At 64.3% G+C, this 16,442-nt stretch carries 18 protein-coding genes; 9 read left to right on the top strand and 9 right to left on the bottom strand.

What is annotated here, in order from left to right; translation table 11 throughout:
- Positions 1-77 precede the first annotated feature (77 nt).
- Positions 78-1,172: a M14 family metallopeptidase gene (locus tag BLU54_RS08200; protein ID WP_091906924.1), complete on the top strand. Its 1,095-nt coding sequence runs from the start codon at positions 78-80 to the stop codon at positions 1,170-1,172.
- Between the two features lie 3 nt (positions 1,173-1,175).
- Here the strand turns inward: BLU54_RS08200 and BLU54_RS08195 are convergent, their stop codons facing one another.
- From BLU54_RS08195 to BLU54_RS08165, 7 genes are all read right to left on the bottom strand, one after another.
- Positions 1,176-1,958 (bottom strand): ABC transporter permease, encoded by a 783-nt coding sequence (locus BLU54_RS08195; protein ID WP_091906922.1) that lies wholly within the window; start codon positions 1,956-1,958, stop codon positions 1,176-1,178.
- Between the two features lie 17 nt (positions 1,959-1,975).
- Positions 1,976-2,752 carry an ABC transporter ATP-binding protein gene (locus BLU54_RS08190; RefSeq protein ID WP_091906920.1) on the bottom strand — a complete coding sequence of 259 codons (777 nt, stop codon included), beginning with the start codon at positions 2,750-2,752 and terminating at the stop codon, positions 1,976-1,978.
- Between the two features lie 24 nt (positions 2,753-2,776).
- Entirely contained in the window at positions 2,777-3,841 is a 1,065-nt protein-coding gene (locus BLU54_RS08185) for an ABC transporter substrate-binding protein (RefSeq protein WP_091906918.1), read from the bottom strand.
- Positions 3,842-3,862: 21 nt separating this feature from the next.
- Positions 3,863-4,291 (bottom strand): PaaI family thioesterase, encoded by a 429-nt coding sequence (locus tag BLU54_RS08180; protein WP_091906916.1) that lies wholly within the window; start codon positions 4,289-4,291, stop codon positions 3,863-3,865.
- Positions 4,288-5,298 (bottom strand): zinc-binding dehydrogenase, encoded by a 1,011-nt coding sequence (locus tag BLU54_RS08175; protein ID WP_091906914.1) that lies wholly within the window; start codon positions 5,296-5,298, stop codon positions 4,288-4,290. The genes BLU54_RS08180 and BLU54_RS08175 overlap by 4 nt, the downstream gene beginning before the upstream one ends.
- Positions 5,299-5,316: 18 nt before the next feature.
- Positions 5,317-6,204 (bottom strand): VOC family protein, encoded by an 888-nt coding sequence (locus tag BLU54_RS08170; RefSeq protein WP_091906912.1) that lies wholly within the window; start codon positions 6,202-6,204, stop codon positions 5,317-5,319.
- A gap of 499 nt (positions 6,205-6,703) precedes the next feature.
- Positions 6,704-7,606, bottom strand: a complete 903-nt coding sequence (locus BLU54_RS08165; RefSeq protein WP_091906910.1) for a LysR substrate-binding domain-containing protein — start codon at positions 7,604-7,606, stop codon at positions 6,704-6,706.
- 135 nt (positions 7,607-7,741) lie between these two features.
- Here BLU54_RS08165 and BLU54_RS08160 point away from each other — a divergent pair, with 135 nt between their 5' ends.
- From BLU54_RS08160 to BLU54_RS08125, 8 genes are read left to right on the top strand one after another with little or no spacing between them, the layout of a single operon-like run.
- Entirely contained in the window at positions 7,742-8,779 is a 1,038-nt protein-coding gene (locus tag BLU54_RS08160) for an ABC transporter substrate-binding protein (protein WP_235837854.1), read from the top strand.
- A 7-nt stretch (positions 8,780-8,786) separates the two neighbouring features.
- Positions 8,787-9,824, top strand: coding sequence for an ABC transporter ATP-binding protein (locus BLU54_RS08155; protein WP_091906906.1), 1,038 nt, complete (start codon positions 8,787-8,789; stop codon positions 9,822-9,824).
- Positions 9,821-10,675: an ABC transporter permease gene (locus BLU54_RS08150; RefSeq protein WP_091906903.1), complete on the top strand. Its 855-nt coding sequence runs from the start codon at positions 9,821-9,823 to the stop codon at positions 10,673-10,675. Before BLU54_RS08155 ends, BLU54_RS08150 begins: the two co-directional genes overlap by 4 nt.
- Complete coding sequence (locus BLU54_RS08145) at positions 10,675-11,469, top strand: ABC transporter permease (protein WP_091906901.1); 795 nt, start codon at positions 10,675-10,677, stop codon at positions 11,467-11,469. Before BLU54_RS08150 ends, BLU54_RS08145 begins: the two co-directional genes overlap by 1 nt.
- Positions 11,466-12,590, top strand: a complete 1,125-nt coding sequence (locus tag BLU54_RS08140) for an NAD(P)/FAD-dependent oxidoreductase (RefSeq protein WP_091906899.1) — start codon at positions 11,466-11,468, stop codon at positions 12,588-12,590. Before BLU54_RS08145 ends, BLU54_RS08140 begins: the two co-directional genes overlap by 4 nt.
- Positions 12,568-12,879: a (2Fe-2S)-binding protein gene (locus BLU54_RS08135; RefSeq protein WP_091906897.1), complete on the top strand. Its 312-nt coding sequence runs from the start codon at positions 12,568-12,570 to the stop codon at positions 12,877-12,879. The genes BLU54_RS08140 and BLU54_RS08135 overlap by 23 nt, the downstream gene beginning before the upstream one ends.
- Positions 12,869-14,281 (top strand): FAD/NAD(P)-dependent oxidoreductase, encoded by a 1,413-nt coding sequence (locus BLU54_RS08130; protein WP_091906895.1) that lies wholly within the window; start codon positions 12,869-12,871, stop codon positions 14,279-14,281. The genes BLU54_RS08135 and BLU54_RS08130 overlap by 11 nt, the downstream gene beginning before the upstream one ends.
- Complete coding sequence (locus tag BLU54_RS08125) at positions 14,278-14,637, top strand: RidA family protein (RefSeq protein WP_091906893.1); 360 nt, start codon at positions 14,278-14,280, stop codon at positions 14,635-14,637. The genes BLU54_RS08130 and BLU54_RS08125 overlap by 4 nt, the downstream gene beginning before the upstream one ends.
- Before the next feature lie 393 nt (positions 14,638-15,030).
- Here BLU54_RS08125 and BLU54_RS08120 read toward each other — a convergent pair whose 3' ends face one another.
- Complete coding sequence (locus tag BLU54_RS08120) at positions 15,031-15,459, bottom strand: type II toxin-antitoxin system VapC family toxin (protein ID WP_211435316.1); 429 nt, start codon at positions 15,457-15,459, stop codon at positions 15,031-15,033.
- Positions 15,456-15,710: a type II toxin-antitoxin system Phd/YefM family antitoxin gene (locus tag BLU54_RS08115; protein WP_091906889.1), complete on the bottom strand. Its 255-nt coding sequence runs from the start codon at positions 15,708-15,710 to the stop codon at positions 15,456-15,458. Before BLU54_RS08115 ends, BLU54_RS08120 begins: the two co-directional genes overlap by 4 nt.
- Between the last annotated feature and the right edge of the window lie 732 nt (positions 15,711-16,442).

Below are 16,442 nucleotides of genomic sequence, written 5' to 3'. Positions count from 1 at the left end.
TATCGATATGGGTTGCTAGATCAATCACGCTTCCCTTAGCATCCGGATGCAACCGCCAGCCATCCAAGGGAATCGAAATGAGTGCCGAAGCGTATTTCTCCGTTACCTACGCGCAAGCGCGAGACAAATTCATCGCGGCCGCCGCGGCGGCCGGCGCGGAAATCGCGACTTACACGCATCCGTCGGAGAGAGGGCCGAACGGTGAAGCGCTGTCGCTCGACGTCGCCTGGCTCGGCGCGCGCGACGCGAAGCGGGTGCTGACGGTCGGCTCGGGCACGCACGGCATCGAAGGTTTTGCGGGCTCCGCCGCGCAGATCCACTGGCTCGCCTCGGCCAGTATCGACACCCTGCCGCCGGATACCGCGGTCGCCTTCTTCCATGCGCATAATCCATGGGGTTTCGCGAATTACCTGCGCTTCACCGAACACAACGTCGACCTGAACCGCAACTTCGTGGACTTCACGCAGCCGCTGCCGCTGAACTGCGTCTATCCGATCGTCCACAAGCTGATCGCTTCTCCCGCATGGTCCGAGGCCGCGCTGACCGAGACGTTCGAGAAACTGTCCGAGTTGCGCGAGCTGATCGGCGAGCAATGCTATTCGAACGGCTTCAACGGCGGGCAGTACTCTCACGCCGACGGCATCTTTTACGGCGGCACTGCCGCCGAGTGGTCCAACAACGCATTCCGGCAAGCCGTCTCCGATCACCTGCTTGCCGCAAGCGATGCGGCGTTCGTCGATCTGCATACCGGCATCGGTCCCGAAGATGGTCATGTCTTTCTCTGCTTCCATGAGCCCGAGAGCGACGCCTACGATCGCGCGCGCAGCTGGTGGGGCGAGCGAGCGGTGAATCGCGAAGGCGTCACGCACAAGGCCGTGGCCAAATACCAGGGGCTGCTGGTCGATGCCTTCGTCGACATGTTGCAGGGTGCCGAGACCACCGCCGTGGTGGTCGAATTCGGTACACGTCCGCGGCCGGTGATGCAGCGCGCCAGCATGGCCGCGCGGTATTTGTTCTGCCACCGGGACATCGCGCCCGCGCTGCGCGAGTCGCTGCAGCGCGACGTGCGCGAGGCCTTCAACCCAAGCGAGCCCGCCTGGCGAGCCGGCGTGGTGACGCAGTCCAAGGACATCATCGATCGCGCGCTCTCGGGCATTGCCAGCTCCGACTGACGCTTATTCGGACAGGGTGGTCTGGCTGGCCGCCCGGTCCCAGAACACGATCCGCCGATGCAGCCAACGCACCAGCTGGCTGCCGGCGATGCCGAGCACCGCCAGGCTGGCCAGTGCCGCAAACATCGTGCTGGTATCCATCTGTGCGGTTGCCGAATTGATCAGGAAGCCCAGCCCCTTGGTCGACGACACGAATTCCGCGACGATCGCGCCAATCAGGCCGAGCACGATCGAGATCTGCAGGCCCGCGAAGATGTGGCCCGCCGCGGACGGAATCTTGATGCGCAGCAGGATCTGCCAACGGCTCGCCGAGAACGCGCGCATCAGGTCGATCAACGCGGGCGGCGTTGCCTTCAGCCCGACCACCGTATTGATGAACATCGGGAAGAAGCACACGAGCGCCACCATCACGACCTTCGATGCCAGATCGAAGCCGAACCAGACGAGGATGAGCGGCGCCAGTGCAACCTTCGGCATCGACTGCAAGGCGAGCACGAACGGATGCAGCACGCGTTCGACCGGGCGAAATTCCGCGAACAGGCAGCCGAGCACGAATGCGCACGTGCAGCCGGCCGCGTAGCCGGATACCACCGACGTCAACGTGTAGAGGAAATCGCCCCAGTACGCGCCTTCGACGAAGCCGTGCCGGAGCGCGGCGACCACACCGGAGAGCGGCGGCAGGATATACGTCGGTATCCCGAAGCGGCTGGTCGCGAAGCTCCACAGCGCAAGGATCAGGGCAAACAGGATCAGCGGATACACCACCGACTTGATGCGTTCGTTCATCGCAGCCTCCGGCTCACTTACCGGGTGATTTCGTTGAACAGCGCGCGCAGCGCCGTGCAGTATTCGCCGAACTCGCGGGTGCCCATCGTCTCCTCGGTGCGAGGGCGCGGCAGCGCGATGGTCATGTCCTTGACCAGATGCGCCGGGCGTTGCGACAGCACCAGAACGCGGTCGGACAGGAACACTGCCTCGGGGATCGAGTGGGTGATGAAGATCACCGATTTCCCGGCCGCCATCCAGATGCGCTGCAGCTCTGCCATCATGTGCTCGCGCGTCATCGCGTCGAGCGCCGCGAACGGCTCGTCCATCAGCAACAGGCCGGGATCATGGATCATGCCGCGCGCGATGCCGATGCGCTGCTGCATGCCGCCGGACAGCTCGTGCGGATAGTTGTTCGCGAACTTTTCGAGACCGACCAGACGCAACAGCGCATCGGCCCGCGCGCGTCCTTCGGTGCGGTTCAGCCCCAGCGTGCGGATCGGCAACAGAATGTTCTGCAAGACCGTCTGCCACGGCAGCAGGGTCGGCTGCTGGAAGACGATGCCGATATCGCGGCGCGGGCCGGTGATGCTGGCGCCGCCCAGTTCGACGGTGCCGGCCGACGGCTTCAACAGGCCCGACACGATCTTCAGTAGCGTCGATTTCCCGCAACCCGACGGCCCGAGGATGGAGACGAATTCGCCATCGGCCACCGTGGCGTCGAGGCCGTCGATCGCCTTCACGGGCCCACGGGACGAGTCGTACGTGACGACCAGTCCCTTGGCCCGGAACGCCAGCTTGTTGGACGTCGACATCGCTTGTTGTCCGAGCACGATCGCTTACTTGTAGGCTTTCGCTTGCGCGACGACCTTCGCCGCGTCGAAGTCGGAAAACTTCGGCACTAGTGCGTTGGTGTAGATGTCCTCCGGCTTGATGTCGGTGGTCTTCAACTGGCCGCCGTCATGCAGCGCCTTCACGAAGTTCTTCCACACCTGTGGATCGTATTCGCCCCAGCGTTTCGGCTGGCCGGCCGGGAAGTCGTTCAACCGCACCAGACGCGACTTCAGCACCGTCACGCTATCCGCCAATGCCTTCGCTTCGTCGCCGGACGGCTTGGTCTGCGGGTATGCCTTCCAGAACATCTTCACGCACGCCTGCGGATTCGCGTCGCAGAATACCGTGGCCTTCGCCACCGCGCGTCCGAAACCGGCGATCGCTTCGGGATTCTTGCGCAGCATCGCATCGGTGGTGATGAAACCGTTGCTGAACAGCTGCTTGTATTCGTCGAGCTGCTCAAGACGACGGATCTTCTCGCCCTGCGTCTCGAAAGTGGCGTCCTGCGTGTCGAACAGGTTCAGCGCATCGACCTGTCCGGTCTTCAGCGCGACGAAAGCGGCGCTGCCGGTGCCGACCGGCACCAGTTGCATGTCGATGCCGAGTTTCTTGAATTCGGCCTTCGTCAGCGGCACGTTGCCGAAGGTCAGCGCGCCGACGCCCAACCGCTTGCCGTTCAGGTCCTTCATCGTCTTGGCCGGCGAGTTGTCGAGCACCACGAATTCCCACGACGACGAACGCACCGAGTTATAGAAAAACTTCACCGGCAGGCGTTCGCGACCGGGCTCGAGCGACTGGAGGATCGTGTCGGCATTCGGATAGCCGATCTGGATGCGATCCGCGAGCAGCTGCGGCAACATCGTCGCCGTGCCCTTGAAACCCATGAATTCGACGTCGAGGTTCTCCTGCTTGTAGTAGCCGAGCGTCTTCGCGGCGACGACCGGCGCCTGCGACAGCGTGCTCATGTCGGTGACGTTCGCGTACACCAGCTTGGTCGGCGCGGCATGCGCGCCGGTGGTGAAGAAGGCAAAGCCTGCGGCTGCGATCAGCGCACGGGACAGAAGAGACATGAAACTTCCTCGGTGAAAAAGTTAGCCGGTGACCGGTACGAAGGTGCCGCGACCGATTGCGACGAGTTTGCCGGCCGCATCGGTCACATCGATGTCGACCACGGCGGAGCCGCGGCCGATCTTGCGTGCCGTCGCGGTTGCATCCAGATGCGTGCCGGCGCCGGGGCGCAGGTAATCGACACGCAGGTTCATTGTCGGCACGCCGCCGCCGACCACCATGCCGACGGCGAAATCGCCGCAGGTGTCGATCAGCGCGGCGATTGCGCCGCCATGGAACTGGCCGGTGCCGGCGCGGCGCTCGAACTCGGGCCGCAGCGGCATGCGCACCGATAGCTGCGTTGCCGCGTGATCGAGCGCGAGAATTTCAAGATTCTGGAACGCGATGAATGGCGAGCGCGCAAAGATCGCTTGCAGGTCCTCGCGCGAGAGGTGCTTGGCTGGTTCGCTCATGGCTTGACGATCACCTTGCCGAACACCAGCCGGTCCTCGAGCTGTGCAAAGGCCTGGTTGACTTCGGTCAGTTGGAAGGTCTTGTCGATCGTCGGCTTGAGCTTCTTCTGCCGGACCAGGTCCAGCAGCGTGTGCAGGTCGTCGCGCGCCCAACCGTTGGAACCGAGGATCTGCAGTTCGTAGCTCCAGACGAAACGCAGGTCCTCCTTCGGATCGTAGCCGGCCGTCGCGCCGCAGGTCAGCACGCGGCCGCCGCGATGCAGCGTGCGCAGCGACTTCACCCACGTGTCGCCACCGGTGAAGTTCACCGCCACGTCGACGCCTTTTTCATACAGACGCCGGTGCGGCTTGCCGAATTTCTCGAAAACCCACTTCATGAAATCGTGCTGCTTGTAGTCGACCAGGTGATCGGCGCCCAGCGCCGCCAGCTTGTCGAGCTTGTCCTGCGACGAGGCGGCCGCGATCACCTCCGCGCCGGCCAGTTTCGCCAACTGGACGCAGCACGTACCGACGCCGCCGGAAGCGCCAAGAATCAACACGCGCTCGCCGGCCTGGATCTTGCCGATCGTCACCATCATGCGATAAGCGGTGCCGTATGCGACGGGCAGGCTCGCCGCTTCCTCGTACGTCACGTCGTCCGGCATGCGCACCAGATGATGATCCGGAACCGCGCAATACTCGGCCAGGCCGCCATGGCGCGCTTCGCCGATCACGCCGCCGAAGGTCTTGCGGTCGGACGGATCGATCAACACGCGGTCGCCCACCTGCCATTCCGTGACCGCGCTGCCGACTTCGACGATCTCGCCGGCGAAGTCGAGGCCCATGATCACGGGCAACGGCACGGTGATGCCGGGCATGCCGTTGCGGGTGAACACATCGTGGTAGTTCAGCGAGGCCGCGCCGACCTTCACGACGACTTCGTCGGCGGCCGGTTTCGGGTCCGGGAAGTTCGATTCAAACTGGATGCTGCCGGCACCGCCGTGCTCGTAGATGACTGCTGCTTTCATGGTTCCCTTTGAAACGGCTTACGCCACGAATTGTAGGAATGTGCCACACGCGTCGGCCGGTCCGACCCATACGCTCGGCGCCGACGTAATCGGGTCCGGCGCGAGGCGCGCGTCGACGCCGCGCGCGTCCAGCAGCGCCCGCAGCCGGTCCAGCGAGTCGACCTTGATCTGCGCCGCCGCGACGCGTTGCGGGACGGCATCGCATTCGAACGGGATCAGCCGCGCGAACGCGTCGGGCGCACAGGGGCGAAACGCGCCGCCGCCCGGCAAGACGAGTTCGCGCCCGTCGGCACTCGCCGTCGCGCCGGCGACGCGGAGCAGGCGTGCTTGCAACGAAGCGGCGTCGTCGGCCACGAAATACACCGCCGACAGCGCGCGCGCGCCGTTCTCGTGCGACAGAAGATGCGGCTGCCACAGCACGTCGGGCGTGCGGTGCTCGATCACGATGAAGCGTGCCTCGGCGTTCGCCTTGGTATCGAGATACACGTTCGCAAAGCGGGCGCGCCGCGTTTCACCGTTGTCCGGGCCAAACGGTGCATCCCGTTCGAGCGCGCGCGGCGGGTCGGCGAGCACGCCTCGGCTTTGCAGGGCTTCGAATGCGCGGTCGGCATTGCCACAACGCAGCGCAACGATATGCAGGCCTTGATACTGAGCAAGCAGCGCCTTGACGTTGCTGAACTTCGCCGCATCGACCAGGCCGATCAGCTCGAAATAGCCGGTTTCGAACATCGCGCAGTGATTGCCCGAACCCCATGGGATGACCGGCATGCCCGGACCGGGCGAACCGGAATGATCGCTGCGCGGCGACAGCGTGAAACCGAGCCGGGCGAACGCCGCGCGGCCGCTTTCAAGATGCTCGATGGCCAGACCGACGTGGTCGATCGAAAGGTCGATGTCTTCTTGCAATGCGCCGCTTCTCCTTGCTCGGAATCAGGTTTCGCCACGCGATCGGCTCAACGCAGCGGCGCGGTGCCGCACGCGGCGCCGTCGCGGGCTCTAGTTTAAAAGCTGAATTTTGGAAAAATTAACTAAATTCGCTCCGATGGCCCGGTTTTGTTAGATATTTTTTTTATTAGCTTCAGCCTTCAAGGCAAAGCCATCTAGCGGCGAGCGTCACCCTTGAGCGGCTGACCAGCGGTCGCGCACATCGCGCATATCGCGCGCGTATAGGCACGACAGGCACGACAGGCACGACAGGCACATGCGAGCCGCGAAGCGGACGCCACGCTGCCTGCGGCCCCCCGGCGAGCTGCCACGTGCAGGGGCATGGCCGTCTCGCACGAGCCATCGCTGCCTCGCGGATTGCGACGGCCTGGACGGCCTCGCAGCATGACCTGCCAGCGCCAGACGCGCTGGATCAAGGCCGTTCGCATCGCCGCGCCAGTGCGCATGGCTGGCGGCAGGTCTACGCTGGCGAGCCGCTCAGCATCGCGTGGAGCTCCTTCACGAAGGCCCGGGCCAGCGAGGAGACCGGTGTGCCTTCCGGGAAGATCGCGGCGACGCGGGTCGGCACCGCATGCTCGATCGGCCGTGCCACGACGTCCGCTCCGACAAAGGTCGGCGCCGTCCATTCCGACACGATCGTAATGCCCAGCCCGGCCGACACCATCGCCGCGGCGATCAACGAACTGGGCGTCTCGACCACCACGTTGGGCGTGGCGTTGGCTTTCGACAAGGCGTCGTCGATCTGGTAGCGGACGTAGCTGTGCTGCGAAAGCAGGACCATCCGCTCCTCGTGCAGGTCCGCGAAGCGTACCACCCGCTTTTGCGCCAGGCGATGATCGCGCGGCATCAGCACCACGGACCGTCCCAGTTCGAACGGTTCGACCACCACAGCTGCGCGCGAAACCGGGAGTTCCACGATGCCCACGTCGATCTGGCCGGTCGAGACGAGCTCCGCGATCTGTCTGGACGGCAGGCTCTGCACGGTCGCCGACACCGCCGGGCGGGTGGCAAGCAAGGCGTTCAGCACCCGCGGCACGACCGACAGCGACAGCGCGGGCAGCGACGCGACGCGTATCGCGCCCGCACGCTGGTAGCGAATGTCCTGCGCCGCCTGGCCGATGCGTTCCGCACCGATGTAGAGCTTTTCGACTTCGCGATACAGGGTCTGGGCTTCGGCGGTCGGAAACAGACGACGGCCGCGACGCTCGAACAGCTTGAACCCGAGTTGCAGTTCCAGCAGTGCGATGGTGCGGCTCACCGCAGGTTGCGTGACGTTCATCAGATTTGCGGCGCCCACTACCGTGCCGCTCAGCATCACTGCCCTGAACGCTTCGATGTGGCGAAGATTAGGGGCATTCCTCATTTATAACATTCAGGCATAAGCAAGCCTCGAATTTTACATATCCGTCTCTTTTTCGGTGCCATAGGATTTTCACGTTGAGAAGAAGCACCTGTTTTCTCGATGGAAATAATACACGCCCCCCATGGAGACGTCGCTGTGAAACCATGCCTTAAAGTCATATGCGCTGTAAGCCTCGGCTTCGCCGCCACCGTTGCACACGCAGACAGCACGCTGTACGTCGGTGGCTATGGCGGCTCGATGGAAAAGCTCTTCAAGGAGAAGCTGATTCCGCGCTTCGAAAAGCAGGAGCCCGGGGTCAAGGTGCTCTACGTCGCAGGGAACTCAACCGACATCCTCGCCAAGCTGCAGGCGCAGAAAGGCCATCAGGAACTGTCCGTCGCAATCATCGACGACGGTCCGATGTTCCAGGCGGTCGGGCAGGGCCTGTGCGCGCCGCTCGAACAGGCGGGGGCGATCAAGGATGTTTATCCGCTCGCGCGGATGCCCGGCGATCGCTCGATCGGCGTCGGCGTGCTGGCGACTGGCCTCGCGTACAACAAGGAGGTGTTCGCCAAGCACGGTTGGGCGCCGCCGACGTCGTGGCAGGACCTGGCGGACCCGAAATATCGTCAGAAAGTGGTGATCCCGCCGATCAGCAACGGCTACGGCCTGCTGACGCTGTTGATGATGGCGCGCCTCAACGGTGGCGGCGAAAGCAACATCGAGCCGGGCTTCCAGGTCATGACGAAGAAGGTTGCACCCAACGTTCTGACGTGGGAACCGTCGCCCGGCAAGATGGCGCAGATGCTGCAAACCGGCGATGCTGCGCTGGCAGTCTGGGGCAATGGCCGCGTGCAGGACGTGATCAACCAGGGCGCGCCGGTCGGCTTCGTTTATCCGAAGGAGGGCGCGGTCGCGCTGATGAGTGCGGCCTGCCCCGTTGCCGGTGCGCCGCAACCGCAAGCCGCGCAGCACTTCGTGCAATTCCTCGTGTCGCCGGACGCGCAGACGCTGCTCGCGCAGGACGCGGGCTTCGGTCCGGTCAACAAGACGGTGAAGCTGCCCGCGGCGGTGTCGGCCAAGGTCGTGTCGGGTCCCGACAAGGTGAATGCGCTGATCGCCCCCGACTACAACGTGATCAATGCCAAGCGCGCCGAATGGACTTCGCGCTGGGACAGATCCGTCGAACGTTGAGCCCGGCATGAGCTATCTCGAACTGAATGGCCTCATCAAGCGATACGACGACTTCGTTGCGGTCAAGGATTGCACGTTGTCGATCGGACGCGGCGAGTTCGTCTGCCTGCTCGGGCCGTCGGGGTGCGGCAAGACCACGACGCTGCAGATGCTTGCGGGCCTGGTAACGCCCACCGCCGGCAGCATCGTCCTCGACGGCGACGACATCACCCGGGTGAAACCGAGCGCACGCGGCCTCGGCATCGTGTTCCAGAGCTATGCGCTGTTCCCGCATATGACGGTACGGCAGAACGTCAGCTTCGGGCTGGAAATGAAGCGCGTGCCGTCGGCGGAGCGCAAGCGCCGTGTCGACCAGACGCTCGAACTCGTGCATCTCGGCGGGTTCGGCGACCGCTATCCGAAGGAACTTTCGGGTGGCCAGCGGCAGCGCGTGGCCATGGCGCGAGCGCTGGTGATCGAACCGCGCGTGCTGCTGCTCGACGAGCCGATGGGCGCGCTCGACGCGAAGCTGCGTGAGGACATGCAGGTCGAACTGCGCGCGCTGCAGCAGCGGCTCGGCATCACCACGCTGATGGTGACGCATGACCAGGCGGAGGCGATGACGCTGGCGGACCGCGTGGTGTTGATGAACCGCGGCGAAGTGCAGCAGGTTGCCAGTCCGTTCGAGATGTACGAGGCGCCCAGCGGCAGCTTCGTCTCCAAATTCCTCGGCAAGGCGAACGTGTTCCGGGGCACCAGCCGCGGCGGCACGGTCGAAGTCGCCGGGCGTCGTCTGCCCTGCGGCGCGGCTGCCCCGCAGGGCGCGGTCGACTACATCGTCCGGCCGGAGAAGATCGGCGAGACGCGGACCGGTGCCCTGCTCGACGGTCGCGTCGTCAGTCGCCTGTTCCTAGGCAATCACTGGCTCCTGACCGCGGAGACGCCGATCGGTCTGGTGCAGTACGCACAGATGAACAGCGGCGTGCCGCCATCGGCCGAAGGCACCGTGGTCGGCCTCGGCTGGGACTGCGAGCACGTGGTCGTGGTGCCGGGAGGCGTCGCATGAATTCGTCGCGCCGCCTTTCGCTTCCTTATGGCCTGACGGCACCCGCGGCCATCGTGATGCTGGCCTTCGTCGCGATTCCGCTGCTTCTCACGTTATCGCAAAGCTTCTACGCGCCCGCTGCCGACGGCACGCCGGCCTTTTCGCTCGCGCAATACGGCGCGGTGTTCGGCGACCCGTACTACCGTGGCATCTATCTGCGCACGTTCGAACTGTCGGCAGTGGTAACGCTGATCTGCATCGTGATCGGGGTGCCGGAGGCCTACGTCCTGACGCGGCTGTCACCGCGATGGCGCGCGATCTCGATGTTCATCGTGCTCGGCCCCCTGCTGATGTCGGTCGTGGTCCGCACCCTGGGTTGGGCGGTGCTGCTCGACCGCGGCGGGCTCGTCAACACAGCGTTGCTCAAGCTGGGACTGGTCGACGAGCCGCTGCGCCTGATGTTCACCTTCACCGGTGTCGTCATCGCGATGGTGCACGTGCAGGTGCCGTTCATGGTGCTGGCGGTATGGACCTCCTTGCAGAAGATGGATCTCGCCACCGAGCAGGCGGCGGAAACGCTCGGCGCATCGGCGAGCACCGTCCTGCGCCGCATCGTTTTTCCGCAAGCGATTCCCGGCGTGCTGTCGGGTGGTTTGATCGTCTTCGCGCTGACCGCCAGTGCGTTCGCCACACCCGCGATCATCGGTGGCCGCCGTTTGAAAGTGGTGCCGACATCTGTCTACGACGAGGTGCTGAGCAGCCTGAACTGGCCTTTGGGAACGGCACTCGCGGTCGTATTGATGGCCGCCGTGCTGCTGATCTCGATCGGGATCGGGCGCTTCGTCGAACGACGTTACAGACAGGTGTTCTGATGCGACGCATCCCGACCTTCCTTCTCGTTTTTCATCTGGTGTTCGCGGTGTTCATGATCGCCCCGCTCGCCACCGTGGTGCTCGTCTCGCTGACGGACAAGGGTTATGTGGCGATGCCGTTCGACGGCATGTCGCTGCGGTGGTATCGCGCCATTCTCGACGCGCCGGATTTCATCGAGGCGTTCTGGCGCAGTGCCGGTTTGGCAACCAGCGCCGCGACGCTGGCGACGCTGTTGGCGGTGCCTTCGGGACTGGCCATCGCGTGGTACCGGTTCTGGGGGCGCGAGGCGGTGATGAGCCTACTGCTGTCGCCGCTGATGATTCCGAATGTGGTGCTGGGTATCGCGTTGCTGCGCTTCTTCACACAGATCAACACGCCGGGATCGATGTGGACGCTGGTGCTGGCGCACACGCTGGTGGTGCTGCCGTACGCATTGCGGCTCGTGGTGGCGTCGGCAGCCGGGCTCGATCGCTCGGTTGGCGATGCGGCGCAGACCCTCGGCGCGTCTGGCTGGACGGCGTTCCGCCGGGTCGAACTGCCGCTGATCGCCTCGGGCGTCGCAGGCGGCTGGTTGATCGCCTTCATCACCAGCTTCGACGAACTGACCATGTCGATCTTCGTCTCGTCCGCGGCAACGCAGACGCTGCCTGTTCGTATGTACAACTACATCGCGAACACGATCGATCCGCTGCTAGCCTCGGTCTCGACGCTGCTGATCGTGATCACGCTGCTTTTGATGCTCGCGCTCGACCGGATGTTCGGTCTCGACCGCGTTCTTTCGGGAAAGACATGAGAAACGACGTTTCGATGGACACCGTGGTCGTGGGCGGCGGCGTGATCGGCATGTCGATCGCCTACGGTCTCGCGCGCGCCGGGCAACGCGTGACCGTGCTCGACCAGGGCGACGACGTGTTTCGCGCGGCGCGCGGCAACTTCGGCTTGGTGTGGGTGCAGGGCAAGGGCTTGCACAGAATCGAGTATGCGCGATGGAGCCTGGCGTCGGCGACGTCGTGGCCAGCGTTCGCTGCGGAACTGACGCAACGAGCCGGCGTGGACCTGGAGCTGTCGCAGATCGGCGGTCTGCGTCTGGCGTTGAAGGCTTCCGACCTGGAGCAACAGTCGGCGGAAATGGCGAGCATCAGCGCGGCCATTGGTCGGCCCTATCCGTTCGAGCGTCTGGATGACAGACAGGTCCGGGAACTGGTGCCGCAGGTCGGTCCCGAAGTCGTCGGCGGGATGTTTTCGCCGATGGACGGACACGTCAGCCCGCTTCGGCTGCTGCGCGCGCTGTTCCAGGCCTTCGCCGGCCTGGGCGGCCAGGTCCGTACCGGCGAGGAAGTCGAGGCGATCGAACATCGCGACGGCGAATTTCATCTGCGCACGGGCAACGGGCATCACGTCGCCGGGCAGGTCGTGCTGGCCGCGGGACTCGGCAACCGGAAGCTCGCGCCACAGATCGGACTCGACGCGCCGGTCCATCCGGAGCGCGGCCAGGTCATCGTGACGGAACGCATGCGTCCGTTTCTGCGCTATCCGACCATCCACGTCCGGCAGACCGGCGAAGGCGTGATGCAGCTGGGCGATTCAAAAGAGGATGTCGGCTTCGACGACGGCACCTCCGTGAGCGAACTCAGCCGCATCGCGCGGAACGCGGCACGCTACTTCCCCTTGCTCGCCAACGTGAACATCGTGCGCTCGTGGGGCGCGCTTCGCGTCATGACGCCCGATGGCTACCCGGTGTATCAGGCGTCGACGCAGTGTCCAGGCGCGTATGTGATCACCTGTCACAGCGGCATCACGCTCGCCGCGAACCACGCGGGCGTGATCGCGGACTGGATACGCGGCGGCACGGAACCGCCAGCAATCAGCACTTTCAAGGCAGACCGATTCAATGTTCAAACCTCTGCAGCTTGATGCCGCCCGACGCCGCGTCACGCTTACCGTCGAAGGGCGGACCATCGAGGCGCGCGATGGCGACAGCCTTGCGCTGGCATTGATGGATGCCGGCATCGATCACACGCGAACCACGCCGGTTTCGGGCGCGCCGCGCGCGCCGCTTTGTCTGATGGGCGTCTGTTTCGAATGCCTCGTCGAAGTCGACGGGCATCCGAACGTGCAAGCCTGCATGCTCGAAGTGCGCGACGGCATGCGGGTTCGCCTGCAAAACGGCGCACGCGTCGCGGGAGATTTCGATGAAGCATGACCTGATCGTGATCGGCGCCGGACCGGCCGGCATGGCCGCCGCTGCCACGGCCGGCGAACTTGGCCTGAAGGTAGTGGTGCTCGATGAGCAGGCCCGCGCGGGCGGCCAGATCTATCGCAACGTCGGCATCGCCGGGCCGCGGGTCCGAACGCTGCTCGGTTCCGACTATGAGGCGGGTGGCGCGCTTCTGAAGCGCTTCGAACAGGCGGCCGTCGACGTGCGCAATGGCGCGCTGGTGTGGGACATCGCGCGCGACGGCACGGTCAGCATGTTGCGCGCCGGTCGTGCCGAGCAACTGCGCGCGGATCATGTGCTGCTCGCCAGTGGCGCGATGGAACGGCCGTCACCGATTCCGGGATGGACGCTGCCCGGCGTGATGAACGCTGGCGCCGCACAGATCGCCCTCAAGTCGGGCCCGTCGATTCCGGACGGAAAGATCGTGCTGGCCGGCACCGGCCCGTTGTTGCTGCTCGTTGCGTGTCAGTTGCTCGCGGCCGGCGCACAACTGAAGGCGCTCGTCGAGACGGCGCCGCGCGAGAACCGGCTTGCCGCGTTGCGCGCGTTGCCCGCTGCGCTGCGCGCGCCGAAGCCGCTTCTGAAAGGGCTGCGCATGCTGGCGACGCTGCGTCGCGCCGGTGTCCCCTGGTACAAGCACGCGACCGAGCTGGCGGTGGTCGGCGACGAGCGTGCGCGCGAATTCCGCTTCCTTCACGAGGACCGGCACGTTGTCGTTCCGGCCGATGTCGTGTTGCTGCATCACGGCGTCATCCCGAATCCGCAGCTCACCCGTCTGCTCAGACTCGAACACCGCTGGAGCGACGCGCAACTCGCATGGCAGCCGGTGCGCGATGCATGGGGAGCAAGCAGCCTCGACCGCGTCTGGCTGGCGGGCGACGGCGCGGGCATCGACGGCGCACGCGCCGCCGAGGCGACCGGCACGCTGGCCGCGCTCGGCATTGCACATGCACTGGGACGAATCGATCAGGGCACGCGTGACGCTCGCGCGAACCCGTGGCAGCGCCAACTGCTGCGCGAGCGTGCGGTGCGGCCGTTTCTCGAAGCGCTCTATCGCCCGCCGCATTGGGTCGGCTCGCCAGCCGACGACGCGTTGGTGTGCCGCTGCGAAGAGGTCACGGCCGGACGCATTCGCGAAATGGCGCGCATGGGCTGCGCCGGCCCGAACCAGACCAAGTTCTTCAGCCGCTGCGGGATGGGACCGTGCCAGGGCCGACTTTGTGGGACCACCGTCACGCAGATCCTCGCCGAAGCGAGAGACGAGTCGCCTCAGCGGATCGGCGCCTACCGCGTGCGCGCACCCATCAAGCCGATCCCCCTCGACGCACTCGCGGGCATGCACGTCGAGTCACAGGAAGTTCTCAACAGCGGAGATTTCTCGGAATGAGCACAGCGATTGAACGAATCGGCACCACGCCACGCATGAGCAAGATCGTGCGACATGCAGGCATCGTCTATCTATGCGGCCAGACCGCGGTCGGTGCGTCGACCCCGGACATCGCCGCGCAGACCACCGAGGCGCTTGCCCGGGTCGACGCACTGCTCACCGAAGCCGGCAGCAGCCGCGCGCGGATCCTGTCCGCCATCATCCATCTGAAGGACATCGCCCAGTTCGGCGAAATGAACACCGTCTGGGAAGCATGGCTGCCACCCGGCGCGGCGCCGGCGCGTACGACCGTGCAGGCGAGCCTGGCCGCTGCCGATCTGTTGTTTGAGGTGACGGTGACGGCGGCGGTGGACTGAGCAAGGCGGGCGCGGAGGCACCCGGTCAGCAGGCCCGGCGCGGACCTGCCGGCATTCGGGTTGCCGTGGCGCCGAGATCGACTGCGATCGCGTCGGGTCGCGCGGTCACGAAGAAGTCCGCCGAGACATGACGAAAAAGCCGCCTGCGGTAGGGGAGGCGGCTTTGCACTTTCTGGTGTTCAGGGCTGGAATCGAAGCGGCACATCTTCAATGGTGAAGCCTGATGCGGTCGCGAACGCGCCATCCTTCGCCATATCGCGGATAGCCAAGCGTGAGCTACCGAACGAAGCGAGCTACGATCAACTATGCAGCGCAGCGCGACGGACGCGGGCAGCGCTCAACGCTTGACCGCCGGCGTACCAATATCGGAGACAGCTTTGAAGCCGCCGGACATCACGGCGATGACTGCCACGGATTGACCAGGGTGACGCCCGTCGGCTGAAAATCGGCCACGTTACGCGTGACCACCGCCATGCCGTGTACCAGTGCCGTCGCCGCGATGAGGGCATCACGCTCACCGCGCTTGTCAGTTACGTGCAACCGAGCGCAGCGCTGCGTCACCACGGTATCGATAGGCAATGTGCGCCCCGAGAATTCGGGTAGCACGTGCTGCTCCAGCCACACGCGCAGCAGGGCGCCCTGGGAAACGTCCTTGCTTTCAATCGACAGCACGCCAAGCTCCAACTCCATGATCGTGATGGCCGATACGAAGAGGTCGGCGGCATCGACGCTTTCGGTCCATGCCGTCACATTCGCGTCAGCCTTCCCAAGCCGTACCTTGCGCAATTCGGACAGGACGTTGGTATCGAGCACATACATCATGAGAGATCGGCCGGCTGGGCTCCGATGACCATACGCGGCGGCTCGAACTCGATCTCGGCAACACCCGGCATCGACAGCGCATCGGCGATATTGCGTCGCTGCTTCGTCAGTCTTCGATACTCCTCGAAGCTCAGCAGCACGTGAGCAGGCTTACCGCGATCCGTGATGAACACCGGACCGTTCCTGGTCGCTTTCTTCGCGCGCGTCACGTCCTGATTCAGCTCCCGACTTGACACGGTTGTGATGGTCATCGCTATCTCCTCATTGTTCAGACTAAACGTAGTTACGTTACTACGTTGGAGGCGGGGAGCCCAGCTTTCCGGAAGGCGTCGCTCGTATTGAATGCGGCTTGAACAATGAGCCGAAGCTAAGCGATGAGGTCGCCTGTTAGCGAGCACAAAAGCATGGGACGGATGGAAAACGAGCGTAAGCGGCGATGGATGACTCGGCGTTGCTCCGCAATCCCCAACGTGCAGACCGCATCATCCGCGGCTTCGTATCGCCGCAACTGCCAGCGTGAATTTGCACGAATCGCAACGCGCGCACATGCATAGATAACGGACCGCCATACGGCCGTCACAAGCAAAAACGCCTGAAACCCTTGCTGGCGCTGGGCTTCAGGCGTTTTGCGAAAACTACAGAAAATCCAGTGTGGTGCCCAGGGCCGGAATCGAACCGGCACGCCTTGCGGCGGGGGATTTTGAATCGGTGATTTACAGTGTTTCTACAGAGAAATGGGGCGAATTATAGCGTAGGTTGAAATAGGTAAAACCAGTTTTAAATCAGTAGGCTAGCGTATTTTAGCTGAATTGGTGAAAACTGGTGACTGTACCTGTGCTGTACCGAAATTACAGTACAGGTACAGTCACCAGCTGTGTGCTCCATGCCCAGTCGAACTATGTGGTTAAGCGAATGGTCATTCGTAGTCGTCGCAGTCACTGCCTTGGTACCTAAACGACGGCGAAGCAGAAATAACGCCTGAA

This window comes from Chitinasiproducens palmae, assembly GCF_900095735.1.
GTDB classification, from domain to species: Bacteria; Pseudomonadota; Gammaproteobacteria; order Burkholderiales; family Burkholderiaceae; genus Chitinasiproducens; species Chitinasiproducens palmae.
This window is presented reverse-complemented; position numbering and strand designations above follow the sequence as displayed.

Excerpts from the sequence above, each read along its gene's own strand:
- BLU54_RS08200 (WP_091906924.1), top strand. The coding sequence starts at position 78 with ATGAGTGCCGAAGCGTATTTCTCCGTTACCTACGCGCAAGCGCGAGAC.
- BLU54_RS08195 (WP_091906922.1), bottom strand. The coding sequence starts at position 1,958 with ATGAACGAACGCATCAAGTCGGTGGTGTATCCGCTGATCCTGTTTGCC.
- BLU54_RS08190 (WP_091906920.1), bottom strand. The coding sequence starts at position 2,752 with ATGTCGACGTCCAACAAGCTGGCGTTCCGGGCCAAGGGACTGGTCGTC.
- BLU54_RS08185 (WP_091906918.1), bottom strand. The coding sequence starts at position 3,841 with ATGTCTCTTCTGTCCCGTGCGCTGATCGCAGCCGCAGGCTTTGCCTTC.
- BLU54_RS08180 (WP_091906916.1), bottom strand. The coding sequence starts at position 4,291 with ATGAGCGAACCAGCCAAGCACCTCTCGCGCGAGGACCTGCAAGCGATC.
- BLU54_RS08175 (WP_091906914.1), bottom strand. The coding sequence starts at position 5,298 with ATGAAAGCAGCAGTCATCTACGAGCACGGCGGTGCCGGCAGCATCCAG.
- BLU54_RS08165 (WP_091906910.1), bottom strand. The coding sequence starts at position 7,606 with ATGAGGAATGCCCCTAATCTTCGCCACATCGAAGCGTTCAGGGCAGTG.
- BLU54_RS08155 (WP_091906906.1), top strand. The coding sequence starts at position 8,787 with ATGAGCTATCTCGAACTGAATGGCCTCATCAAGCGATACGACGACTTC.
- BLU54_RS08150 (WP_091906903.1), top strand. The coding sequence starts at position 9,821 with ATGAATTCGTCGCGCCGCCTTTCGCTTCCTTATGGCCTGACGGCACCC.
- BLU54_RS08145 (WP_091906901.1), top strand. The coding sequence starts at position 10,675 with ATGCGACGCATCCCGACCTTCCTTCTCGTTTTTCATCTGGTGTTCGCG.
- BLU54_RS08140 (WP_091906899.1), top strand. The coding sequence starts at position 11,466 with ATGAGAAACGACGTTTCGATGGACACCGTGGTCGTGGGCGGCGGCGTG.
- BLU54_RS08135 (WP_091906897.1), top strand. The coding sequence starts at position 12,568 with ATGTTCAAACCTCTGCAGCTTGATGCCGCCCGACGCCGCGTCACGCTT.
- BLU54_RS08130 (WP_091906895.1), top strand. The coding sequence starts at position 12,869 with ATGAAGCATGACCTGATCGTGATCGGCGCCGGACCGGCCGGCATGGCC.
- BLU54_RS08125 (WP_091906893.1), top strand. The coding sequence starts at position 14,278 with ATGAGCACAGCGATTGAACGAATCGGCACCACGCCACGCATGAGCAAG.
- BLU54_RS08120 (WP_211435316.1), bottom strand. The coding sequence starts at position 15,459 with ATGATGTATGTGCTCGATACCAACGTCCTGTCCGAATTGCGCAAGGTA.
- BLU54_RS08115 (WP_091906889.1), bottom strand. The coding sequence starts at position 15,710 with ATGACCATCACAACCGTGTCAAGTCGGGAGCTGAATCAGGACGTGACG.